At 64.3% G+C, this 20,915-nt stretch carries 38 protein-coding genes; 36 read left to right on the top strand and 2 right to left on the bottom strand.

The window, feature by feature from the left end; translation table 11 throughout:
* Window positions 1–63 precede the first annotated feature (63 nt).
* The 31 genes from rpsJ (at window position 64) to rplQ (ending at window position 14,841) form a co-directional block, all read left to right on the top strand.
* The gene (gene rpsJ / locus L0D16_RS10530; RefSeq protein WP_015718109.1) at window positions 64–381 is read left to right on the top strand and encodes a 30S ribosomal protein S10; all 318 of its coding nucleotides are present in this window, start codon (window positions 64–66) and stop codon (window positions 379–381) included.
* Window positions 378–998 carry a 50S ribosomal protein L3 gene (gene rplC, locus L0D16_RS10525; protein ID WP_243031866.1) on the top strand — a complete coding sequence of 207 codons (621 nt, stop codon included), beginning with the start codon at window positions 378–380 and terminating at the stop codon, window positions 996–998. The genes rpsJ and rplC overlap by 4 nt, the downstream gene beginning before the upstream one ends.
* 8 nt (window positions 999–1,006) lie before the next feature.
* A complete protein-coding gene (gene rplD, locus L0D16_RS10520; RefSeq protein WP_243031865.1) occupies window positions 1,007–1,627 on the top strand; it encodes a 50S ribosomal protein L4 in 621 nt (206 codons plus the stop codon).
* A complete protein-coding gene (locus tag L0D16_RS10515) occupies window positions 1,624–1,914 on the top strand; it encodes a 50S ribosomal protein L23 (protein ID WP_015718106.1) in 291 nt (96 codons plus the stop codon). The genes rplD and L0D16_RS10515 overlap by 4 nt, the downstream gene beginning before the upstream one ends.
* A 50-nt stretch (window positions 1,915–1,964) precedes the next feature.
* Window positions 1,965–2,795 carry a 50S ribosomal protein L2 gene (rplB, locus tag L0D16_RS10510; protein WP_243029080.1) on the top strand — a complete coding sequence of 277 codons (831 nt, stop codon included), beginning with the start codon at window positions 1,965–1,967 and terminating at the stop codon, window positions 2,793–2,795.
* Between the two features lie 8 nt (window positions 2,796–2,803).
* Window positions 2,804–3,085: a 30S ribosomal protein S19 gene (rpsS, locus tag L0D16_RS10505; RefSeq protein ID WP_114312989.1), complete on the top strand. Its 282-nt coding sequence runs from the start codon at window positions 2,804–2,806 to the stop codon at window positions 3,083–3,085.
* 2 nt (window positions 3,086–3,087) lie between these two features.
* Window positions 3,088–3,429: a 50S ribosomal protein L22 gene (rplV, locus tag L0D16_RS10500; RefSeq protein WP_243031864.1), complete on the top strand. Its 342-nt coding sequence runs from the start codon at window positions 3,088–3,090 to the stop codon at window positions 3,427–3,429.
* Window positions 3,419–4,138 (top strand): 30S ribosomal protein S3, encoded by a 720-nt coding sequence (gene rpsC / locus L0D16_RS10495; protein WP_243031863.1) that lies wholly within the window; start codon window positions 3,419–3,421, stop codon window positions 4,136–4,138. Before rplV ends, rpsC begins: the two co-directional genes overlap by 11 nt.
* Before the next feature lie 3 nt (window positions 4,139–4,141).
* The gene (gene rplP, locus L0D16_RS10490) at window positions 4,142–4,567 is read left to right on the top strand and encodes a 50S ribosomal protein L16 (RefSeq protein ID WP_038058331.1); all 426 of its coding nucleotides are present in this window, start codon (window positions 4,142–4,144) and stop codon (window positions 4,565–4,567) included.
* Window positions 4,554–4,751, top strand: coding sequence for a 50S ribosomal protein L29 (gene rpmC, locus L0D16_RS10485; RefSeq protein ID WP_243029077.1), 198 nt, complete (start codon window positions 4,554–4,556; stop codon window positions 4,749–4,751). Before rplP ends, rpmC begins: the two co-directional genes overlap by 14 nt.
* Window positions 4,744–5,061, top strand: coding sequence for a 30S ribosomal protein S17 (gene rpsQ, locus L0D16_RS10480; protein ID WP_243029076.1), 318 nt, complete (start codon window positions 4,744–4,746; stop codon window positions 5,059–5,061). Before rpmC ends, rpsQ begins: the two co-directional genes overlap by 8 nt.
* Window positions 5,058–5,426: a 50S ribosomal protein L14 gene (rplN, locus tag L0D16_RS10475; protein ID WP_003043914.1), complete on the top strand. Its 369-nt coding sequence runs from the start codon at window positions 5,058–5,060 to the stop codon at window positions 5,424–5,426. Before rpsQ ends, rplN begins: the two co-directional genes overlap by 4 nt.
* A complete protein-coding gene (gene rplX / locus L0D16_RS10470) occupies window positions 5,426–5,758 on the top strand; it encodes a 50S ribosomal protein L24 (RefSeq protein ID WP_243029075.1) in 333 nt (110 codons plus the stop codon). Before rplN ends, rplX begins: the two co-directional genes overlap by 1 nt.
* Window position 5,759: 1 nt before the next feature.
* Window positions 5,760–6,308, top strand: coding sequence for a 50S ribosomal protein L5 (gene rplE / locus L0D16_RS10465; protein WP_243031862.1), 549 nt, complete (start codon window positions 5,760–5,762; stop codon window positions 6,306–6,308).
* Window positions 6,309–6,315: 7 nt separating this feature from the next.
* Complete coding sequence (locus L0D16_RS10460) at window positions 6,316–6,501, top strand: type Z 30S ribosomal protein S14 (protein WP_018111303.1); 186 nt, start codon at window positions 6,316–6,318, stop codon at window positions 6,499–6,501.
* Window positions 6,502–6,569: 68 nt separating this feature from the next.
* Entirely contained in the window at window positions 6,570–6,986 is a 417-nt protein-coding gene (rpsH, locus tag L0D16_RS10455) for a 30S ribosomal protein S8 (RefSeq protein ID WP_114312982.1), read from the top strand.
* On the top strand, window positions 6,986–7,528 hold the full coding sequence (gene rplF, locus L0D16_RS10450) for a 50S ribosomal protein L6 (RefSeq protein WP_114312981.1): 543 nt from the start codon (window positions 6,986–6,988) through the stop codon (window positions 7,526–7,528). The genes rpsH and rplF overlap by 1 nt, the downstream gene beginning before the upstream one ends.
* A gap of 8 nt (window positions 7,529–7,536) precedes the next feature.
* Complete coding sequence (rplR, locus tag L0D16_RS10445; RefSeq protein WP_243029070.1) at window positions 7,537–7,875, top strand: 50S ribosomal protein L18; 339 nt, start codon at window positions 7,537–7,539, stop codon at window positions 7,873–7,875.
* Window positions 7,876–7,896: 21 nt separating this feature from the next.
* Window positions 7,897–8,370: a 30S ribosomal protein S5 gene (rpsE, locus tag L0D16_RS10440; protein ID WP_243031861.1), complete on the top strand. Its 474-nt coding sequence runs from the start codon at window positions 7,897–7,899 to the stop codon at window positions 8,368–8,370.
* Window positions 8,370–8,552, top strand: coding sequence for a 50S ribosomal protein L30 (rpmD, locus tag L0D16_RS10435; RefSeq protein ID WP_243031860.1), 183 nt, complete (start codon window positions 8,370–8,372; stop codon window positions 8,550–8,552). Before rpsE ends, rpmD begins: the two co-directional genes overlap by 1 nt.
* Window positions 8,549–9,031 (top strand): 50S ribosomal protein L15, encoded by a 483-nt coding sequence (gene rplO / locus L0D16_RS10430; protein ID WP_243031859.1) that lies wholly within the window; start codon window positions 8,549–8,551, stop codon window positions 9,029–9,031. The genes rpmD and rplO overlap by 4 nt, the downstream gene beginning before the upstream one ends.
* Before the next feature lies 1 nt (window position 9,032).
* Entirely contained in the window at window positions 9,033–10,349 is a 1,317-nt protein-coding gene (gene secY, locus L0D16_RS10425) for a preprotein translocase subunit SecY (RefSeq protein ID WP_243031858.1), read from the top strand.
* An 8-nt stretch (window positions 10,350–10,357) separates the two neighbouring features.
* Window positions 10,358–10,912, top strand: coding sequence for an adenylate kinase (locus tag L0D16_RS10420; protein ID WP_243031857.1), 555 nt, complete (start codon window positions 10,358–10,360; stop codon window positions 10,910–10,912).
* A complete protein-coding gene (map, locus tag L0D16_RS10415; protein WP_243031856.1) occupies window positions 10,912–11,679 on the top strand; it encodes a type I methionyl aminopeptidase in 768 nt (255 codons plus the stop codon). The genes L0D16_RS10420 and map overlap by 1 nt, the downstream gene beginning before the upstream one ends.
* Window positions 11,680–11,686: 7 nt before the next feature.
* Complete coding sequence (gene infA, locus L0D16_RS10410) at window positions 11,687–11,905, top strand: translation initiation factor IF-1 (RefSeq protein WP_003043942.1); 219 nt, start codon at window positions 11,687–11,689, stop codon at window positions 11,903–11,905.
* 8 nt (window positions 11,906–11,913) lie between these two features.
* A complete protein-coding gene (gene rpmJ / locus L0D16_RS10405) occupies window positions 11,914–12,027 on the top strand; it encodes a 50S ribosomal protein L36 (protein ID WP_041438733.1) in 114 nt (37 codons plus the stop codon).
* Window positions 12,028–12,036: 9 nt separating this feature from the next.
* A complete protein-coding gene (rpsM, locus tag L0D16_RS10400) occupies window positions 12,037–12,417 on the top strand; it encodes a 30S ribosomal protein S13 (RefSeq protein ID WP_015718087.1) in 381 nt (126 codons plus the stop codon).
* 39 nt (window positions 12,418–12,456) lie between these two features.
* A complete protein-coding gene (rpsK, locus tag L0D16_RS10395) occupies window positions 12,457–12,846 on the top strand; it encodes a 30S ribosomal protein S11 (protein ID WP_015718086.1) in 390 nt (129 codons plus the stop codon).
* 13 nt (window positions 12,847–12,859) lie between these two features.
* Window positions 12,860–13,489: a 30S ribosomal protein S4 gene (gene rpsD, locus L0D16_RS10390; RefSeq protein ID WP_015718085.1), complete on the top strand. Its 630-nt coding sequence runs from the start codon at window positions 12,860–12,862 to the stop codon at window positions 13,487–13,489.
* 49 nt (window positions 13,490–13,538) lie between these two features.
* Window positions 13,539–14,480, top strand: coding sequence for a DNA-directed RNA polymerase subunit alpha (locus L0D16_RS10385; protein WP_243031855.1), 942 nt, complete (start codon window positions 13,539–13,541; stop codon window positions 14,478–14,480).
* A 4-nt stretch (window positions 14,481–14,484) separates the two neighbouring features.
* Window positions 14,485–14,841 carry a 50S ribosomal protein L17 gene (gene rplQ, locus L0D16_RS10380; protein ID WP_019550483.1) on the top strand — a complete coding sequence of 119 codons (357 nt, stop codon included), beginning with the start codon at window positions 14,485–14,487 and terminating at the stop codon, window positions 14,839–14,841.
* A gap of 61 nt (window positions 14,842–14,902) precedes the next feature.
* Here the strand turns inward: rplQ and L0D16_RS10375 are convergent, their stop codons facing one another.
* On the bottom strand, window positions 14,903–15,376 hold the full coding sequence (locus tag L0D16_RS10375; protein WP_243031854.1) for a DNA cytosine methyltransferase: 474 nt from the start codon (window positions 15,374–15,376) through the stop codon (window positions 14,903–14,905).
* 45 nt (window positions 15,377–15,421) lie between these two features.
* Here L0D16_RS10375 and L0D16_RS10370 point away from each other — a divergent pair, with 45 nt between their 5' ends.
* Entirely contained in the window at window positions 15,422–16,255 is an 834-nt protein-coding gene (locus L0D16_RS10370) for a DMT family transporter (protein ID WP_243031853.1), read from the top strand.
* Window positions 16,256–16,260: 5 nt separating this feature from the next.
* Here the strand turns inward: L0D16_RS10370 and L0D16_RS10365 are convergent, their stop codons facing one another.
* Window positions 16,261–16,773, bottom strand: coding sequence for an HNH endonuclease (locus L0D16_RS10365; protein WP_114313022.1), 513 nt, complete (start codon window positions 16,771–16,773; stop codon window positions 16,261–16,263).
* A 100-nt stretch (window positions 16,774–16,873) separates the two neighbouring features.
* Here L0D16_RS10365 and L0D16_RS12525 point away from each other — a divergent pair, with 100 nt between their 5' ends.
* Genes L0D16_RS12525 through L0D16_RS10335 form a run of 4 tightly spaced genes read left to right on the top strand, consistent with a single transcriptional unit; the run spans window position 16,874 to window position 20,180 of the window.
* Window positions 16,874–18,220 carry a tetratricopeptide repeat protein gene (locus L0D16_RS12525; RefSeq protein ID WP_423247867.1) on the top strand — a complete coding sequence of 449 codons (1,347 nt, stop codon included), beginning with the start codon at window positions 16,874–16,876 and terminating at the stop codon, window positions 18,218–18,220.
* Between the two features lies 1 nt (window position 18,221).
* On the top strand, window positions 18,222–19,037 hold the full coding sequence (locus L0D16_RS10345; RefSeq protein WP_243031852.1) for an SPOR domain-containing protein: 816 nt from the start codon (window positions 18,222–18,224) through the stop codon (window positions 19,035–19,037).
* A complete protein-coding gene (locus L0D16_RS10340) occupies window positions 19,034–19,669 on the top strand; it encodes a redox-sensing transcriptional repressor Rex (protein WP_243031851.1) in 636 nt (211 codons plus the stop codon). Before L0D16_RS10345 ends, L0D16_RS10340 begins: the two co-directional genes overlap by 4 nt.
* A 4-nt stretch (window positions 19,670–19,673) precedes the next feature.
* Window positions 19,674–20,180 (top strand): hypothetical protein, encoded by a 507-nt coding sequence (locus L0D16_RS10335; RefSeq protein WP_243031850.1) that lies wholly within the window; start codon window positions 19,674–19,676, stop codon window positions 20,178–20,180.
* Window positions 20,181–20,915: the final 735 nt, after the last annotated feature.

Below are 20,915 nucleotides of genomic sequence, written 5' to 3'. Positions count from 1 at the left end.
TCGTGAGGGTGGGCGGACCGTGGGCGCCGGCGTGGTCACCAAGATCCTGGAGTGAGGTGAGGCATGCCCAAGATCCGCATCAAGCTACGGGGCTTTGACCACAAGACCCTGGACGCCTCGGCCCAGAAGATCGTGGAAGCGGCCCGGCGCTCCGGGGCTCAGGTCTCGGGTCCCGTGCCCCTGCCTACCCGGGTTAGGCGCTTCACCGTGATCCGGGGTCCTTTCAAGCACAAGGACTCCCGGGAACACTTTGAGCTGCGCACCCACCACCGCCTGGTGGACATCCTGAACCCCAACCGCAAGACCATTGAGAGCCTTATGTCCCTGGACCTGCCCACCGGGGTGGAGATCGAGATCAAGACCGTGGGGGGTGGCAAATGAAGGGCATCCTGGGCCTGAAGGTGGGCATGACCCGGATCTACCGGGAGGACCGGGCCATTCCCGTCACCGTGATCCTGGCGGGCCCCTGCCCGGTGGTCCAGCGCCGGACGCCGGAAAAGGATGGGTATACGGCGGTCCAGCTGGGCTTCCTGCCCCAAAACCCCAAGCGGGTGAACCGGCCCATGAAGGGGCATTTCGCCCGGGCTGGGGTGGGGCCGGTGCGCATCCTGAAGGAGATCCGCGGCTTCAACCCGGAAGGCGACGTGGTGACGGTGGAGATCTTTAAAGCGGGGGAGCGGGTGGACGTGACCGGCACCTCCAAGGGCCGGGGCACGGCGGGGGTAATGAAGCGCTGGAACTTCGCCGGTGGCCCCGATTCCCACGGTGCCCACAAGATCCACCGCCACCCTGGGTCCATCGGGAACCGCAAGACCCCAGGCCGGGTCTACAAGGGAAAGAAGATGGCCGGGCGCTATGGGGCTGAGCGGGTCACGGTGATGAACCTCGAGGTGGTGGACGTGATCCCCGAGGAAAACCTCCTCTTGGTCAAGGGTGCGGTGCCTGGCCCCAACGGGGGCTTGGTGCTGGTGCGCGAGACCAAGAAGGTGGCCAAGTAAAGGAGGGTATGGTGTACCAGATTCCTGTTCTCTCCTCGTCTGGCAAGCGGGAGCTTTCCGCTGACCTTCCCCAGGAGATCAATCCCCATCTCCTTTGGGAGGTGGTGCGCTGGCAGCTGGCGAAAAGGCGCCGGGGTACCGCCAGCACCAAGACCCGGGGTGAGGTGGCCTATTCCAGCCGCAAGATCTACCCCCAGAAGCACACGGGGCGGGCCCGCCACGGGGATATCGGGGCCCCCATCTTCGTGGGGGGTGGGGTGGTTTTCGGCCCCAAGCCCCGGGACTACAGCTACACCTTGCCCAAGAAGGTGCGGCAGGCGGGCTTGGCCATGGCCGTGGCCGACCGGGCTAGGGAGGGCAAGCTCCTTTTGGTGGAGGACTTCCCCGGCGTGAACGGCAAGACCAGGGAGTTTTTGGCCTGGGCCAAGGCCGCGGGGCTGGACGGCGCGGAAAGCGTCCTCCTGGTCACGGCCAACGAGGTGGTGCGCCGGGCGGCCCGCAACCTCCCTTGGGTGGTAACCCTGGCCCCGGAAGGGCTCAACGTCTACGACATCCTGCGCACCGGACGCCTGGTCATGGACCTGGCGGCCTGGGAGGCCTTCCAGGCCCGCATGGGGGGTGAGGCATGAAGACCGCCTTTGACGTGATCCTGGCCCCGGTGCTTTCCGAGAAGGCCTATGCCGGCTTCGCCGAGGGCAAGTACACCTTCTGGGTCCACCCCAAGGCCACCAAAACGGAGATTAAAAACGCCGTGGAGGCGGCCTTTAAGGTCAAGGTGGTGGGGGTGAACACCATGACGGTGCGGGGAAAGAAGAAGCGCCTGGGCCGTTACCTGGGCAAGCGCCCCGACCGCAAGAAGGCCATCGTGCAGGTGGCTGCCGGGCAGAAGATTGAGGCCTTGGAGGGCCTCATCTAGACCTAAGCCGGGAGGGGGGCCCGGCCCCGATCCGGCAGGAGGCATAGAGGATGGCAGTAAAGAAGTTCAAACCCTACACCCCAAGCCGCCGCTTCATGACGGTGGCGGACTTCTCCGAGATCACCAAAACGGAGCCGGAGAAGTCTTTGGTCAAGCCCCTGAAGAAGACGGGGGGGCGGAACAACCAGGGGCGCATCACCGTGCGCTTCCGGGGGGGCGGCCACAAGCGGCTTTACCGGATCATTGACTTCAAGCGCTGGGATAAGGCAGGCATCCCCGCCAAGGTGGCGGCCATCGAGTACGACCCCAACCGCTCGGCCCGCATCGCCCTCTTGCACTACGTGGACGGGGAAAAGCGCTACATTATCGCCCCCGATGGCTTGCAGGTGGGCCAGCAGGTGGTGGCGGGGCCGGATGCCCCTATAGGGGTGGGCAACGCCCTCCCCCTGCGCTTCATCCCTGTGGGTACCGTGGTGCATGCGGTGGAGTTGGAGCCCAAGAAAGGGGCTAAGCTGGCCCGTTCCGCTGGCACCAGCACCCAGATCCAGGGCCGGGAAGGGGATTACGTGATTCTGCGCCTGCCTTCCGGAGAACTTAGGAAGGTGCACGGGGAGTGCTACGCCACCATCGGGGCTGTGGGCAACGCCGACCACAAGAACATCGTTCTGGGCAAGGCGGGCCGCACCCGCTGGCTGGGCCGCAAGCCCCACGTGCGGGGTGCCGCCATGAACCCGGTGGACCACCCCCACGGCGGTGGTGAGGGCCGGGCACCCCGGGGCCGGCCTCCCGCTTCCCCCTGGGGCTGGCAGACCAAGGGCCTTAAGACCAGGAAGCGGCGGAAGCCCTCCAGCCGCTTCATCATCGCCCGGCGCAAGAAGTGAGGTGAGCCATGCCGCGTAGCTTGAAGAAGGGCGTATTCGTTGACGAACACCTCTTGGAGAAGGTGCTGGAGCTGAACGCCAAGGGGGAAAAGCGGCTCATCAAGACCTGGAGCCGCCGCTCCACCATCGTCCCCGAGATGGTGGGCCATACCATTGCGGTCTACAACGGCAAGCAGCACGTGCCCGTCTACATCACCGAGAACATGGTGGGGCACAAGCTGGGAGAGTTCGCCCCCACCCGCACCTACCGGGGGCATGGCAAAGAGGCTAAGGCCACCAAGAAGAAGTAGCCATGGAAGCGAAAGCCATTGCCCGTTACGTGCGCATCTCCCCCAGGAAGGTCCGGTTGGTGGTGGACCTGATCCGGGGGAAGAGCCTCGAGGAGGCCCGCGCCCTCCTGCGCTACACCCCTAAGCGGGGGGCCTATTACGTGGCCAAGGTGCTGGAGTCCGCCGCCGCCAATGCGGTCAACAACCACGACATGCTGGAGGACCGGCTTTACGTGAAGGCGGCCTTTGTGGACGAGGGGCCCGCCCTAAAGAGGGTGCTTCCCCGGGCCCGGGGCCGGGCGGACATCATCAAGAAGAAGACCAGCCACATCACGGTGATCTTGGGGGAGAAACATGGGAAATAAGATCCACCCCATCGGGTTTAGGCTCGGCATCACCCGGGACTGGGAGTCCCGTTGGTATGCGGGCAAGAAGCAGTACCGCCATCTTCTTCTGGAGGACCAGAGGATTCGTGAGGTCCTCACCAAGGAGCTCTACCCGGCAGGTCTGGCCCGCATTGACATTGAACGGGCTGCGGACAACGTGGCCGTAACCGTGCACGTGGCCAAGCCCGGCGTGGTCATCGGCCGGGGCGGGGAGAAGATCAAGGTCCTGAGGGACACCCTTTCCCAGCTCACGGGAAAGAACGTGGCCCTGAACGTCCAGGAGATCCATAACCCCAACCTCTCGGCGCCCCTGGTGGCCCAGCGGGTGGCGGAGCAGATTGAGCGCCGCTTTGCCGTGCGCCGGGCCATCAAGCAGGCGGTGCAGCGGGTCATGGAGGCGGGGGCCAAGGGGGCCAAGGTGATCGTGTCCGGCCGCATCGGTGGCGCCGAGCAGGCCCGCACCGAGTGGGCGGCCGAGGGCCGGGTGCCCCTCCACACGTTGCGTGCTAATATAGACTATGGCTTCGCTTTGGCCCGCACCACCTACGGGGTGCTGGGGGTCAAGGCCTACGTGTTCCTGGGCGAGGTGATTGGCGGCCAGAAGCCCAAGGCCCGGCCCGAGGAGCCAAGGGCGGAGGAGAGGCCCCGCCGCCGCCGCCCAGCCGTGCGCGTGAAGAAGGAGGAGTAGGCCATGTTGATGCCCAGGCGCATGAAGTACCGCAAGCAGCACCGGGGCCGCATGAAGGGGGCGGCCAAGGGGGGTGACTACGTGGCCTTTGGGGACTTCGGCCTGGTGGCCATGGAACCCGCCTGGATCACCTCCCAGCAGATTGAGGCGGCCCGTGTGGCCATGGTGCGCCACTTCCGCCGTGGGGGGAAGATCTTCATCCGCATCTTCCCCGACAAGCCCTACACCAAGAAGCCCCTCGAGGTGCGGATGGGTAAGGGTAAGGGCAACGTGGAAGGCTACGTGGCGGTGGTGAAGCCGGGGCGGGTGATGTTTGAGGTGGCGGGGGTCACCGAGGAGCAGGCCCTCGAGGCCTTGCGCATTGCCGGCCACAAGCTTCCCATCCGGACCAAGATCGTGAGGAGGGATGCCTACGATGAAGCCCAGTGAGATCCGCAAGCTCTCTCCCAGTGAGATTGAAAAGCTGGTTCGGGAGAAGAAGCGGGAGCTGATGGAACTTCGTTTCCAGGCCTCCATCGGCCAGCTTTCCCAGAACCACCGGGTGCGGGAGACCAGGCGCCTCATCGCCCGGCTCCTCACGATCCTGAACGAGAAGAGGAGGGCCAATGCCTAAGAAGGTGCTGACCGGGGTGGTGGTGAGTGACAAGATGCAGAAGACCGTCACGGTCTTGGTGGAGCGCCAGTTCCCCCACCCCCTCTATGGCAAGGTGATCAAGCGCTCCAAAAAGTACCTGGCCCACGACCCTGAGGAGAAGTACCAGGTGGGGGACGTGGTGGAGATCATTGAAGCCCGCCCCATCTCCAAGCGCAAGCGCTTTAGGGTTTTGCGCCTGGTGGAAGGGGGTCGGTTGGACCTGGTGGAGAAGTACCTGGTGCGTAGGCAGAACTACGCCAGCCTTTCCAAGCGGGGAGGTAAGGCATGATCCAGCCCCAAACCTACCTGGAGGTGGCCGACAATACCGGGGCCCGCAAGATCATGTGCATCCGGGTCCTTAAAGGTTCCAACGCCAAATACGCCACCGTGGGGGATGTGATCGTGGCCAGCGTAAAGGAGGCCATCCCTCGCGGGGCGGTGAAGGAAGGGGACGTGGTGAAGGCGGTGGTGGTGCGCACCAAAAAGGAAGTAAAGCGCCCCGATGGCTCGGCCATCCGCTTTGACGACAACGCCGCCGTCATCATCAACAACCAGCTGGAGCCCCGGGGCACCCGTGTTTTCGGACCTGTGGCGCGTGAACTTCGGGAAAAGGGGTTCATGAAGATTGTCTCCCTGGCTCCGGAGGTGCTCTGATGCAGGCCAAGGTGCATGTGAAGAAGGGGGACACGGTTCTGGTGGCCTCCGGCAAGTACAAGGGCCAGGTGGGCAAGGTGAAGGCGGTTCTGCCCAGGAAGGGTGCGGTCATCGTGGAGGGGGTGAACATCGTCAAGAAGGCGGTGCGGGTCAGCCCCCAGCATCCCCAGGGTGGCTTTGTGGAGCAGGAAGCCCCCCTGCATGCCTCCAAGGTGCGCCCCATCTGCCCCGCATGCGGCAAGCCCACCCGGGTGCGCAAGAAGTTCCTGGAGGATGGCCGCAAGATCCGGGTTTGCGCCAAGTGCGGCGGGTCTTTGGACGTGGAGGAGTAAGATGCCCCTGGATGTAGCGCTGAAAAGGAAATACTACGAGGAGGTCCGGCCCGAGCTCATCCGCCGCTTCGGCTACCAAAACGTCTGGGAGGTGCCCAGGCTGGAGAAGGTGGTGGTCAACCAGGGCTTGGGCGAGGCCAAGGAGGATGCCCGCATCCTGGAGAAGGCTTCCAAAGAGCTGGCCCTCATCACCGGTCAAAAGCCAGCCATAACCCGGGCCAAGAAGTCCATCTCCAACTTCAAGCTGCGCAAGGGGATGCCCATCGGGCTCAGGGTTACCCTGCGGGGCGACCGCATGTGGATCTTCCTGGAGAAGCTCCTGCACGTGGCGCTTCCCCGCATCCGCGACTTCCGCGGGGTAAACCCGGCCAGCTTTGATGGCCGGGGCAACTACAACCTGGGCCTTAGGGAACAGCTCATCTTCCCGGAGATCACCTACGACATGGTGGACGCCCTTAGGGGCATGGATATTGCGGTGGTCACCACCGCCCGGACCGACGAGGAGGCCAAGGTCCTTTTGGAGCTTCTGGGCTTCCCCTTCCGCAAGTGAGGCGAGCATGGCGAGAAAAGCGTTGATCGAAAAGGCCAAGCGTACTCCCAAGTTCAAGGTGCGGGCCTACACCCGTTGCGTGCGCTGCGGGAGGGCCAGGAGCGTCTACCGCTACTTTGGGCTCTGCCGGCTTTGCCTTCGGGAGCTTGCCCACAAGGGTCAGCTTCCCGGGGTGAAGAAGGCCAGCTGGTAGGCCGTGGCCGGTCGGGGGGGTTCCCTCGAGACCGCATGGTCCAGGAGTGAGGTAAAAGGAGAGAGGAAATGTTGACCGACCCCATTGCCGACATGCTGACCCGGATTCGGAACGCCACCCGGGTCTACAAGGAGAGCACCGAGGTGCCCGCCTCCCGTTTCAAGGAGGAGATCCTCAAGATCCTCAAGCGGGAGGGCTTCATCAAGGGGTACGAGCGGGTGGAGGTGGACGGTAAACCCGTCCTGCGCATCTACCTAAAGTACGGGCCAAGGCGCCAGGGGCTGGACCCCCGGCCCGAACAGGTCATCAACCACATCCGCCGCATCAGCCGTCCTGGGCGGCGGGTCTATGTGGGGGTCAAGGAGATTCCCCGGGTGCGCCGCGGCTTGGGGATTGCCATCCTGTCCACGCCCAAGGGGGTTCTCACCGATCGGGAGGCCCGGCGGTTGGGCGTGGGTGGGGAGCTCATCTGTGAGGTGTGGTGATGTCTAGGATTGGCCGGCTTCCCATTCCCTTGCCCAAGGGGGTCACCCTGGAGGTGGCTCCGGGGCTGGTTAAGGTCAAAGGCCCCAAGGGCGAGCTTTCCGTGCCCATCTCCCCGGAGATGCGGGTGGTGGTGGAGGAGGGGCTGGTGCGGGTGGAAAGGCCCTCGGATGAAAGGCGGCACAAGAGCCTCCACGGCCTTACCCGAACCCTCATCGCCAACGCCATCAAAGGGGTTTCCGAGGGGTACGTGAAGGAGCTCCTCATCAAGGGCATCGGTTACCGGGCCCGGCTTGCGGGTCGGGCGGTGGAGCTCACCGTGGGCTTCAGCCACCCCGTGGTGGTGGAGCCGCCGGAGGGCGTGACCTTTGAGGTCCCCGAACCCACCAAGATTCGCGTTCTGGGCATAGACAAGCAGAAGGTGGGCCAGGTGGCCGCCAACCTCCGCGCCATCAAGAAGCCCAGCGCCTACCATGAGAAGGGTATCTACTACGCGGGCGAGCCCGTCCGCCTCAAGCCCGGCAAGGCCGGGGCCAAGAAGTAGGGGGAACCATGGCACGGCTTACCGCATACGAACGCCGCAAGTTCCGGGTGCGCAACCGCGTCAAGCGCGCGGGCCGGCTCCGCTTGTCCGTCTTCCGGAGCCTTAACCACATTTACGCCCAGATCATCGACGACGAGAAGGGCCATACCCTGGTGGCCGAGTCCAGCCTGGCCCTGAAGCTCCAGGGCAACAAGACGGAGGTGGCCCGGCAGGTGGGCCGGGCCTTGGCGGAGAAGGCCAAGGCCTTGGGGATCACCAAGGTGGCCTTTGACCGCGGTCCTTACAAGTACCACGGACGGGTCAAGGCCCTGGCGGAAGGGGCCAGAGAAGGGGGCCTGGAGTTCTAGGTCGCGTAGCGAGGAGGAAGCATGCCCGAGACCGATTTTGAAGAGAAGATGATCCTGGTGCGGCGCACCGCCAAGACCTACCAGGGTGGCCGCCGCTTCCGCTTCGGAGCCTTGGTGGTGGTGGGGGATCGGCAGGGCCGGGTGGGCCTGGGCCTGGGTAAGGCCAAGGAGGTGCCCCTTGCGGTGCAGAAGGCGGGGTATTACGCCCGCCGCAACATGGTGGAGGTGCCCATCCAAAACGGCACCATTCCCCATGAGATTGAGGTGGAGCACGGAGCTTCCAAGATCCTCCTGAAGCCGGCAGCCCCGGGTACGGGGGTGATCGCGGGGGCGGTTCCCCGGGCCATCCTCGAGCTCGCCGGGATCACGGATATCCTCACCAAGGAGCTGGGGAGCCGTAACCCCATCAACATCGCCTACGCCACCATGGAGGCGCTCAGGCAGCTTAAGACCAAGCAGGATGTGGAGCGCCTGCGGAAAGGCGGTGAGGAGTGATGGCCAAGCTTAAGGTCAAGCTGGTGAAAAGCCCCATTGGGTATCCCAAGGACCAGAAGGCGGCCTTGAAGGCCCTGGGGCTGACCAAGCTTCACAAGGAAAAGGTCTTTGAAGACCATCCCGCCATACGGGGGAACATCCAGAAGGTGGCCCACCTGGTGCGGGTGGAGGTGCTGGAATGAAGCTCACCGATCTAAAACCCAATCCTGGTGCCAACAAGAGGCGGAAACGGGTGGGGCGGGGTCCTGGCTCCGGCCACGGCAAGACGGCCACCCGGGGCCACAAGGGGCAGAAGTCACGCTCCGGTGGCCTCAAGGACCCGCGCCGCTTTGAAGGGGGGCGCTCCACCACCCTGATGCGCCTGCCCAAGCGGGGGATGCAGGGCCAGGTGCCCGGGGAGATCAAGCGGCCCAGGTACCAGGGGGTGAACCTGAGGGACCTGGCCCGCTTCCAGGGGGAGGTGACCCCCGAGATGCTGGTCCAGGCCGGGATTCTGAAGAAGGGGTACAGGCTAAAGGTGCTCGGGGAGGGGGAGGCTAAGCCCCTTAGGGTGGTGGCCCACGCCTTTTCCAAAACTGCCCTGGAGAAGCTGAAGGCTGCGGGCGGCGAGGCCGTCTTGCTGGCCCCATTGCCTGAAGGGCAAACGCCTAAGGAGGCTTAGGATGCTTAAGGCCTTCCGGAGCGCCCTGGCCATTCCCGAACTGCGCCAGCGGATCCTCTTCACCCTGCTGGTGTTGGCCGCCTACCGCCTGGGGGCCTTTATCCCCACCCCGGGGGTGGACCTGGACAAGATCCAGGAGTTCCTGCGCACCACCCAGGGGGGGGTTTTCGGCATCATCAACCTGTTTTCCGGCGGTAACTTTGAGCGCTTCTCCATCTTTGCCCTGGGGATCATGCCCTATATCACCGCGGCCATCATCATGCAACTTTTGGTGAACGTGGTCCCCGCCCTGGAGAAGCTTTCCAAGGAGGGTGAGGAGGGCCGCCGCATCATCAACCAGTACACCCGCATCGGCGGCATCGCTCTGGGGGCTTTCCAGGGATTCTTTCTGGCCACCGCCTTCCTGGGGGCGGAGGGCGGGCGCTTTCTCCTTCCCGGCTGGTCCCCCGGTCCTTTTTTCTGGCTGGTGGTGGTGGTCACCCAGGTGGCGGGCATCGCCCTTCTCCTTTGGATGGCGGAGCGCATCACCGAGTACGGCATCGGCAACGGCACCAGCATGATCATCTTTGCCGGGATCGTGGTGGACTGGTTGCCGCAGCTTTTCCGCACCGCGGGCCTCATCCGCACCGGGGAAGTGAACCTGGTGGCCTTCCTCTTCTTCCTGGCCTTCATCGTCTTGGCCTTTGCCGGGATGGCGGCGGTGCAACAGGCGGAAAGGCGTATTCCTGTCCAGTACGCCAGGAAGGTGGTGGGCAGAAGGGTCTATGGGGGGCAGGCCACCTACATCCCCATCAAGCTGAACGCCGCTGGCGTCATCCCCATCGTGTTTGCCGCCGCCATTCTGCAGATTCCCATCTTCCTCACCGCCCCCTTCCAGGACAACCCCGTGCTCCAGGCCATCGCCAACTTCTTCAACCCCACCCGTTTCTCGGGTCTACTCATTGAGGTGGCGCTCATCGTCCTTTTCACCTACGTGTACACCGCGGTGCAGTTTGACCCCAAGCGGATTGCGGAAAGCCTCCGGGAGTACGGGGGCTTCATCCCGGGCATCCGTCCCGGGGAGCCCACGGTGAAGTTCCTGGAGCACATCGTTTCCCGCCTGACCCTCTGGGGGGCTCTTTTCCTGGGCCTGGTGGCGGCCTTGCCCCAGATCATCCAGAACCTCACCGGGGTGAAGAGCATCGCCTTTTCCGGCATCGGCCTTCTCATCGTGGTGGGCGTGGCCCTGGATACCCTTAGGCAGATTGAGAGCCAGCTGATGCTGAGGAACTACGAGGGGTTCCTCTCCAAGGGCCGCATCCGCGGCCGCACGCGTTAGGAGGAAGGATGGGGGAAGCGGTGATCTTCTTGGGGCCGCCGGGGGCGGGGAAGGGTACCCAGGCCTCGCGGCTTGCGGTGGAGCTCGGTTTTAAGAAACTCTCCACCGGGGACATCCTCCGGGACCACGTGGCCCGGGGCACGCCCTTAGGCCAGCAGGTGAAGCCCATCATGGACCGGGGGGACCTGGTGCCGGATGAGCTCATCCTGGCCCTGATCCGGGAGGAGCTGGCGGAACGGGTGATTTTTGATGGGTTTCCCCGTACCCTGGCCCAGGCCGAGGCTTTGGACCAGCTCCTCGGGGAAACGGGAACCCGGCTCCTCGGGGTGGTGCTGGTGGAGGTGCCGGAGGAGGAGCTCATCGCCCGGATGCTGAAGCGGGCGGAGCTAGAGGGTCGTTCCGACGATAACGAGGAGACCATCCGGCACCGGCTCCGGGTTTACCGGGAGAAGACCGAGCCCTTGGTGCAGTATTATGAGAAAACGGGTGCCTTGAGGCGGGTGGATGGCCTGGGTACTCCTGATGAGGTCTACGCCCGCATCCGGGCTTCCTTAGGAATCTGATGGCCATCAAGCTGAAGAGTCCATGGGAGATTGAGCGCATGCGGGAGGCGGGGGCCCTCCTCACCGAGGTGGTGGAGGAGGTGGGGCGGCACGTGGAGCCCGGCATCACCACCAAGGAGCTGGACCGGATCGCCTACGAGGCCATAAGGAAGCGCAAGGCCAAGCCGGCCTTCCTGGGTCTATATGGGTTTCCCGCCACCCTGTGCACCTCGGTGAACGAGGTGGTGGTTCACGGCATTCCCTCAGAGGAGCCCCTAAAGGAAGGGGATATCCTCTCCGTGGATGTGGGCCTCATCTACGGGGGTTTCGCTGCGGATATGGCCCGGACCTTTCCCGTGGGCAAGGTTTCCCCGGAGGCGGAAAGGCTCATAAGGGACACGGAGGCTGCTTTCTGGGAGGGGTTTAAGTACCTTAGGCCCGGCTACCGCATCGGGGATGTGGCCCATGCGGTGCAGACTTTTCTGGAAGGCCGGGGGTATGGGGTGGTGCGGGAGTTCGTGGGGCATGGGGTAGGCCGGGAGATCCACGAGGATCCCCAGCTGCCCAACTTCGGCAAGCCGGGAACGGGACCCAAGATCCGGCCGGGTATGACCCTGGCCCTCGAGCCCATGGTCACCTTGCGCCCAGCCTCTGTGGTAATATTGGAAGATGGCTGGACGGCGAGCGCCGGACCTGGCAACCTCGCCGCCCACTACGAGAACACCGTCTTGGTGACGGAGGAGGGCCCGGAGCTTCTCACCGGGGTTGCCCTGGTGCGGGCGCAGTAGGAGGGGTATGGCGAAGGAGAAGGACACCATTCGGGCAGAGGGCGTGGTTACCGAGGCCTTGCCCAACACCACGTTTCGGGTGAAGCTGGACTCGGGGCCCGAGATCCTGGCCTACATCTCGGGCAAGATGCGCATGCACTACATCCGCATCCTGCCTGGGGACCGGGTGGTGGTGGAGATTACCCCCTACGACCCCACGCGGGGCCGCATCGTGTACAGGAAGTAGGAGGCGAGATGAAGGTACGGGCATCGGTGAAAAAGATGTGCGACAAGTGCAAGGTGGTGCGCCGGCACGGTCGGGTGTACGTGATCTGCGAAAACCCGAAGCACAAGCAGCGGCAAGGGTAAGGAGGGAACGTGGCGAGGATTGCAGGTGTGGAGATTCCCAGGAACAAGCGGGTGGACGTGGCCCTCACCTACATCTACGGCGTGGGGCCGGCCCGGGCCAAGGAGGCCTTGGAGAAGACGGGGATCAACCCGGCGACCCGGGTAAAGGACCTCACCGAGGCGGAGGTGGTGCGCCTTCGGGAGTACGTGGAGAACACCTGGAAGCTGGAGGGTGAGCTCAGGGCGGAGGTGGCCGCCAACATCAAGCGTCTCATGGACATCGGTTGCTACCGAGGCCTCCGCCACCGCCGCGGATTGCCGGTGAGGGGGCAGCGCACCCGTACCAATGCCCGTACCCGGAAGGGCCCCCGCAAGACGGTGGCGGGCAAGAAGAAGGCGCCTAGGAAGTAGTTCTAGGGCCAGTGGATACTCCTAAAGCTGAGGGAGAGTATGGCCAGAAAAGCGACCAAGAAAAAAGTCAAGCGACAGGTGGCCAGTGGGAAGGCGTACATCCACGCCTCCTACAACAACACCATCGTGACCATCACCGACCCGGACGGCAACCCCATCACCTGGTCCTCGGGTGGGGTCATCGGCTACAAGGGAAGCCGCAAGGGCACCCCGTATGCGGCCCAGCTTGCGGCCATGGACGCCGCAAAGAAGGCTATGGCCTACGGCATGCAGAGCGTGGACGTGATCGTGCGCGGCACTGGGGCGGGCCGGGAGCAGGCCATCCGGGCCCTCCAGGCCTCGGGTTTGCAGGTGAAGTCCATCGTGGACGACACCCCCGTGCCCCATAACGGCTGCCGGCCTAAGAAAAAGTTCCGCAAGGCTTCGTAAGGAGTAGGAGAAGATGGGTCGTTACATTGGTCCAGTTTGCCGTCTTTGCCGCCGGGAAGGAGTGAAGCTTTACCTGAAGGGGGAGCGTTGCTACAGCCCCAAGTGCGCCATGGAGCGCCGCCCCTACCCTCCGGGGCAGCACGGGCAGAAGCGCACCCGCCGGCCTTCCGACTACGCGGTGCGCCTGAGGGAGAAGCAGAAGCTCCGCCGCATCTACGGGATTTCGGAAACCCAGTTCCGCAACCTCTTTGAGGAGGCCAGCCGTAAGAAGGGGGTTACAGGTACCGTCTTCCTGGGGCTTTTGGAGTCCCGCTTGGACAATGTGGTCTATCGGCTGGGCTTCGCTGCTAGCCGCCGCCAGGCCCGGCAGATGGTGCGCCATGGGCACATCACCGTGAACGGGCGCCGGGTGGACCTTCCCGCCTACCGGGTGAAGCCGGGGGACGAGATCGCCATCGCCGAGGGTAGCCGCAACCTGGCCTTCATCCGGGAGAACCTCGAGGCCATGAAGGGCCGCAAGGTGGGCCCCTGGCTTTCCTTGGACGTGGAGGGGATGAAGGGCAAGTTCCTGCGCCTGCCGGATCGGGAGGACCTGGCCCTGCCCGTGAACGAGCAGCTGGTGGTGGAGTTCTACTCCAGGTAGCCTTGGAGGGGCCCGGCCTGTCCTGGCCCCTATATTGGCAAGGAGGTCTATGTTAGAGAGCAAGCTGAAAGCCCCGGTCTTCACGGTGCGCACCCAGGGGCGGGAATATGGGGAGTTCGTCCTGGAGCCCCTGGAGCGGGGGTTCGGCGTCACCCTGGGCAACCCCTTGAGGCGGATTCTCCTTTCCTCCATCCCCGGGACCGCGGTCACCAGCGTCTACATTGAGGATGTGCTCCACGAGTTCTCCACCATTCCCGGGGTCAAGGAGGACGTGGTGGAGATCATCCTGAACCTGAAGGAGCTGGTGGTGCGCTTCCTGGACCCCAGGATGCAGACCACCACCCTGATCCTAAAGGCCCAAGGCCCTAAGGTGGTCAGGGCGGGGGATTTTGTCGTCCCACCCGATGCCGAGATCCTAAACCCCGATCTGCCCATCGCCACCTTGGAGGAGGGGGGCAAGCTCTACATGGAGGTGCGGGTGGACCGGGGCGTGGGGTACGTGCCCGCCGAGCGCCACGGCATCAAGGACCGGATCAACTCCATCCCCGTGGACGCCATCTTTTCCCCTGTGCGCCGGGTGGCCTTCCAGGTGGAGGATACCCGGCTTGGCCAGCGCACCGACCTGGACAAGCTGACCCTTAGGATCTGGACGGACGGTTCCGTGACCCCCCTGGAGGCCCTGAACCAGGCGGTGGAGATCCTTAGGGAGCACCTTTCCTACTTCGCCAACCCCCAGGCCACCGCCCTGCCTGCCCCGGAGCCGGCTTCGGCGGAGCGCACGGAAGGGGAGGAGGACCTGGACCTGCCCTTGGAGGAGCTAGGGCTTTCCACCCGGGTTCTTCACAGCCTCAAGGAGGAGGGGATCGAGTCGGTGCGGGCGCTTTTGGCCTTGAACCTCAAGGACCTTAAGAACATCCCCGGCATCGGGGAAAGGAGCCTCGAGGAGATCCGCGAGGCCCTGGCCAAGAGGGGCTTCGCCCTAAAGGAGTGAGACCATGCGCCACCTAAAGTCTGGAAGGAAGTTGAACCGCCACTCTTCCCACCGCCTGGCTCTATACCGGAACCAGGCCAAGAGCCTGCTCACCCATGGCCGCATCACCACCACCGTGCCCAAGGCCAAGGAGCTCACCGGGTTTGTGGACCACCTCATCCACCTGGCCAAGCGGGGCGACCTGCACGCCCGCCGCCTGGTGCTGAGGGATCTGCAGGACGTGAAGCTGGTGCGCAAGCTCTTTGATGAGATTGCTCCCAAGTACCAGAACCGGGCCGGGGGGTACACCCGGGTGCTGAAGCTGGCGGAGCGCCGGCGGGGGGATGGGGCGCCCTTGGCCCTGGTGGAGCTGGTGGAGTAGGGTACCGAAAGGGGGCAAGGATACCCCTTTGGCGCCGGGCCCCAGGATGGGGTACCGGCGTTTAGGCCTTTCCTCCCCGCTCCTGGAGGAGCCTTAGCACCTGGTCCTCCAGTTCGCCGATGTAGGCGGCCAGGGTGTTGCCGTGCTTTTCCAGGATTTCCGCCAGGCGGGCCTCGAGGGCCCGGATCTCCTCCTTCTCCGCCTCCGCCAGGCGCTTCAGTTCCTCCTCCAGGTAGCGCCTGAGCTCGGTGTAGCGGCTCTCCTCCGCTTGTTCGGCCAGCTTTTTGTAGTGGAGAAGCTCCCGGGCGTAGCGCCGCACCTCCAGGAGGGCGGCGGTTTCCAGGCCGATGGTGAAGATGAGGTAGAGGAGGGAAACCACCCCCAAGGCCACCACCAGGACCAAGCCCAAGGGGGCTTCCACCCGGGTGAGGCCTAAGGATAGGGAGGTGGGTTTGGTAATCTCCCCCCAGTTGAGCCAGGCGAAGAGCACCAGCAGAAGGAGGACGAAGAGGGCAAAAAGGGTGCGCGCGCTCATAGGTCAGCCTCCATAGGGCACCGGGGGGATTATACACTCTTCCCCATGGGCTACCTCTACCTGCTCCTGGCGGCTTTCCTTTGGGGTCTCATCGGCCCCGTAAGCCGCCTGGCCTTTCAGGAAGGGCTTACCCCGCTTGCCGTGGCCTTTTTCCGGGCGGTCATCGCCTGGGTGTTCTTCGGCGCGCATGCCCTCTTCCTGCGCCAGGTCAGGGTGGAGGGCCGGGATGCCTTACCCCTCCTGCTTTTCGGTCTGGTGGGGGTTTCCCTCTTCTACGGTTCCTACCAGCTGGCGGTGGTCTACGGGGGGGCGGCCTTGGCTTCTGTCCTCCTCTACACGGCCCCCGCCTGGGTGGCCCTCCTTTCCCGGGTGGTTCTCAAGGAATCCCTGGACCCCACGGGGCTTTGGGCGGTGGCCCTGACCCTTCTGGGGGTGGGGCTGATGGGGGCAGGAGGGGGGAGTGGGGTACGGGTCCTGTACCTGGCCCTTTTCTTCGGGCTCCTTTCCGGGTTCACCTATGCCCTTTACTACATCTTCGGCAAGCTTTACCTTCCCCGTTACGCCACCCCCACCCTCTTCCTCTACGCCCTGCCCGTGGGGGCCTTGGGGCTTTTGCCCTGGGTGGAGTTCCCGCCTCTGAGCCCCAAGGGCCTGGGAGCCTTGCTCTTCTTGGGGACGTTTTCCACGTATGGGGCCTATCTGGCCTACTATGCGGGTTTAAAGCGCCTTCCCGCCACCCGGGCCAGCGTGGTGGCCACCCTCGAGCCCGTGGTGGCCAACCTGTTCGCCTATCTCCTTTTCCGGGAGGTGCTTTCCCTATGGGCTTACCTGGGGGCGGGCCTGGTGCTCCTGGCGGTGCTCCTTACGGTGCGGCGCTAGGGGCTTCAGGTTAGCCACACCTGAAGGTAGGGTTGCCAGTCCTCGGGGACCTCTTTCAGGTCGGAAAGAAAAAGGGGCGCCCTGGGCGCCCGGGGGGGCTTGAGCAGGCGCATCCCCGCCTCCTCGGGGGTGCGGTCCCCCTTCTTCAGGTTGCAGGGACGGCAGGCGGCCACCAGGTTTTCCCAGGTACTCCGGCCGCCCCGGCTTTTAGGAAGCACGTGGTCCACGGTCAGCTCCCCCCCTTGCCTTCCACAGTACTGGCAGGTGTAGCGGTCCCGCCTCAGGATGTTGCGGCGGTTGAGGGGGATGCGGCTTGGTCCCCGCCGCACCAGGCGCTTCAAGCGGATGACGCTGGGGACGGGAATCCGGGTGGATGGGGTGTGCAGGTAGCGGCCGCTTTCCGAAAGCATCTCCGCTCCCCCGGAAAGCACCAAGAGGACGCTTCGCTTGATGCTGGCCAGCCCCAAGACCTCGTAGGCGGCATTCAGCACCAGCACCCTCGGGGCATCCAGGTCCAAGGGTTTAGCCAAGACCCCACCCACGCCCTTAGGATAGCAAAGGGCCTTTGGCCTGGAGCTATGCTATGCTAAGGGCAACGACGCGTTGGAGGCCCTTATGATGAATCCTTTTTCCCGAGTCCTTCCCCTGCTCCTTGGGTTTGGGATAGCCTGGGCCCAGGTCTCCTTGGAGCGGGCGGATGGCCTTTTTAAGGCCGGGGAGTACGCCAAGGCCGCCCTGGCCTACGAGGAGGTTCTGGCGCAGGATTATGGCCTCTTTGAGGCCCATTTGGGCCTGGGGGTAAGCCTCTTTCGCCTGGGCCGCCTCGAGGAGGCCCGCTTCGCCTTTGACCAGATGGTCCGGGTCTTCCCCGGCCGCTACGAGGGGCATTTCAACCTGGGCCAGGTCCAGTTGCGCCTGGGAAGGCCCAAGGAAGCAGCGGAGGCCTTTGCCAAAGCGGTGGAACTCAGGCCCACAGAGGAAGCCTACCTGGGATGGGCCAGCGCCCTCACCCAGGCGGGCCAGGCCAAAGAGGCGGCGGGGGTCTTGCGCAAGGGTCTTACCCCAGAGCGGAGCCCGGCCTACCACCTGGCCCTGGCCCAGGCCCTGTATGCCTCGGGGGCCCGGGCGGAGGCGGTGCCGGTGCTCTATGGCCTTGTGAACCGGGAGCCTACGCGGGTTGAGGGCTGGGACCTTTTAGCCCGCATCCTGGCGGAGGAGGGCCTTAAGGAGAGGGCCCTAAGGGAGCTGGACCGGGGGCTTAAGGCGGTGGAGGGGAAGGCAAGGGCCCGGCTCCTCCTGCGCAAGGCCCAGCTTTCCCCTAAGCCCGAGCCCCTGTTGCGGGAGGCCTATGCCCTGGATCCATCCCTGTGGGAGGCCGCCTACCTTCTAGGGCAGGCCCGCCTGGAGGCGGGGGATGCTAAAGGGGCCCTGGAGTACCTAATGGCCGCCTACCGGGTAAGCCCCGAGCCCCAGGTGGCCTTAAGCTTGGCGGTGGCCTCCTTGCGCTTAAGGGATTACAAAAACGCCTACCGCTATGCCGACGAGGCCGGGCCTCCCGGTACCTTCCTAAAGGCCCAAGCCGCCTATGCCTTGGGCCGGAAGGAGGAGGCCCTTAAGCTCCTGGAGGGGATGGCCACCCCGGAGGCCCAGGCCCTTAGGGGGGCGTTGCTGCTGGAAATGGGCCGCATCGAGGAGGCCCTGGCCCTCCTCCGCCCCCTTTACGAGTCTGGCCGGGACCCGGAGGTGGGGGTCAACCTGGCGGCGGCCCTGGTGGCCTTGGGGCGGTTTGGCGATGCGGAAGTGGTCCTGAGGGAGGTGTTGCAGAGGGCGCCCAACCAGGCGGCGGCCTGGTATAACCTGGGCTTGGCCCTTAGAGGTTTAGGCCGGGAGGCGGAAGGCCAGCGGGCCTTGGCCCAGGCAGCCGCCCTGGGCTCAAAGGAGGCGCAGGCCCTCCTGCGGAGGTAGGATGCGTTGGCTACGTGAGAACTGGTTGGACTTCCTCATCTTTCTCCTCATCGCCTTGGTGGCGGCGGGCATTGTCCTTTACCTGACGGGAATCAATCCCTTTGCTCGGTCCAAGGTGGACACCTCCTTCCAGCCCGGGCCTTCGGTGACCTCCTCGCCTGCCCCCTCCTCGGTTCCACCTTCCCAGGTGGCGCCTGCCCCTCAGGAAAAGCCTGCTGAGGCTAAACCTGCTTCCGAGCCCGTGGTCATGGTGCTGCCCCTTCCCCAGGCTCCTGGGGAATCCCCGGCTCCGAAACCTCCTGCGGCATCCAAGCCCACGCTCCCGGCCAAGCACCCATCTCCGCCAGAAACCCCATCTGTTCCCTCCCCTGGGCCCAGCGGGGCCTACCGGGTGGCGTTGGGAGCCTTCGCCAACCCGGAAAACGCCGCCAAGCTTCGCCAGGAGCTGGCTCAGAAGGGTTACCCGGCCCGCTTGGAGCCAGCGGGGAACCTGACCCGGGTGGTGGTGGGTCCTTATGCCACCGAGGCGGAAGCGCGCCGGGTGGCGGAGGCTTTGGCCTCGTATGGTGCCCAGGTGTACCGGGGCCAAGGGGCACCCCCGCCTGCCTCCGGCACCCTTTACCTCCAGGTGGGAGCTTTCCAAAAGGAGGAAAACGCCTTGGCCCTGGCGGGGAAGCTCAAGGAGATGGGCCTACCGGTGGTCTTGGTGAAGGATGGGGTTTACCGGGTCCGCGTCGGCCCGGTGGCCGAGGGGGAGAAGGAGGCCCTTAAGGCCAAGGTGCGGGCCTTGGGCCTCGAGGCCCTGGAGGTGCGATGAAGGTACCCAGCGCCGCCATCAGCCGTTTGGTGACCTATTTGCGTATTCTGGAGGAACTGGAGGCCAAGGGGATCCACCGCACCAGCTCCGAGCAGCTGGCGGAGGAGGCTCAGGTGACCGCCTTCCAGGTGCGTAAGGACCTATCCTACTTTGGTTCCTACGGCACCCGGGGGGTGGGCTACACGGTGCCCGTGCTCAAACGGGAGCTCCGCCACATCCTGGGCCTTAATAGGAGGTGGGGTCTTTGCATTGTGGGCATGGGCCGCTTGGGAAGCGCCTTGGCCGACTATCCCGGCTTTGGGGAGAGCTTTGAGCTACGGGGTTTCTTTGATGTAGACCCGGAAAAGATTGGCCGTCGGGTGGCGCACGGGGTGGTGGAGCACCTGGACCTCTTGCCGGAGAGGGTGCCAGGCCGCATAGAGATCGCCCTCCTCACCGTTCCCCGGGAGGCCGCCCAAGAGGCCGCCAACCGCCTGGTGGCCGCTGGCATTAAGGGCATCCTCAACTTCGCCCCCACGGTGCTGGAGGTGCCCAAGGAAGTGGCGGTGGAGAACGTGGACTTCTTAGCGGGCCTTACCCGCTTGAGTTTTGCTATACTCAATCCCAAGTGGCGTGAGGAAATGATGGGGTGAGATTATGAAAGGATTTAGGATCTTTTGGGTTTTGGCCTTGATGCTGACGCTTCCCGCTTGTTCGGACGTTTTCCTGCAACAGCCCTACCGGGTGCTTCTTGTCCCTTCCCAGCTGGGTTACGAGGTGGATGATCAGGGCAAGATTACCGTGGTGGGCAATAACGCCTATGTGCAGGTGGCTCCAGGGGCTCCTGGAGGCTACTTGGAGCGCTACGATTATCAGGTAATAGACGACTCAGGAAACGAAGTGTTTGCAGGCTCTTCCCTGGGGAGTGGGTTTGTGGGGGTGGAGGTGCCTGCGGGAAGAGAAGAGTCGGAGGGGCGGGTGGTTTACGTTTCCAAGCAGTCCCAACCCTTCCGCTTTAGCCTGGATGGCAAAGTGGCGGCTGAGCACCTCCAGCAGGGAGCTCCCCTTAACTGGCGTTACCTGGTCACCTGGTACGTGACGACATCCAACGGCGGGGTGGTTCGCTGGGTCCAGGAATACCAGGTTAAGTACCCTTTGAAGTAGGGGTGGGGGTGGAAACCATGCGTACGGGCTTGTTTCTCGCAGGTATCGTGAGCTTAGCCCTTTTGGCTGGCTGTAACAACCTATCCAGCCCAGGTTCCGGCACTTCTTCCAGTACCATCAACCTAAGTGTTGCTATCAAAAGTCCTGCCAAGGACGCTTTTACCAACTCCTTAATGGTTCAAGTGAACGCTACCGCTACTGGACCTGGGGCAAGGGTGGACCGGGCAGAGGTGGCGTACACGGGGCCGCAAAACGGTACACTCCCCCTTACCCCGCGCGGGGGCGTATGGGAAGGGACGCTGCCCAGCACCCTTCCTTCCGGGGTGTACACCCTCACGCCAAAGGCTTGGGTGGGGTCGGTGGAAAAGTCAGGCGATTCCGTGCGCTTCACCCTGGACCGCGACCCTCCGAGTGTTAGTTTCGTTTCGGTTCCCACGCCCTTGGGCCAGGAAACAGTAGAGGTGCGGGTAAGCGTCACGGATGCCCTCTCTGGTGTGGCTGAGGTTCGGTTGTTTGCCGGGGCGAAAGATTTGGGCGCCTTTACACCTTTGGGCAATGGGGTCTATACGTTTAGCCTGAGACCGGAAGATCTTCCCCAAGGCGATGTGAACCTCCGAGTTGTGGCTAGGGACCGTGCGGGAAATGAGGCAAGTGCTTCTCAGAACCTTAACGTAGACCGCACGGCGCCCACGGTGGTGTGGAGGCGTCCGGCGGACGGGTCGCAGGTGTCGGGGA

It is taken from the genome of Thermus altitudinis (assembly GCF_022760835.1).
Lineage (GTDB): Bacteria > Deinococcota > Deinococci > Deinococcales > Thermaceae > Thermus > Thermus altitudinis.
Note: the sequence above shows the minus strand (reverse complement) of the source record. Positions and strands in the feature narration are given on the sequence as shown.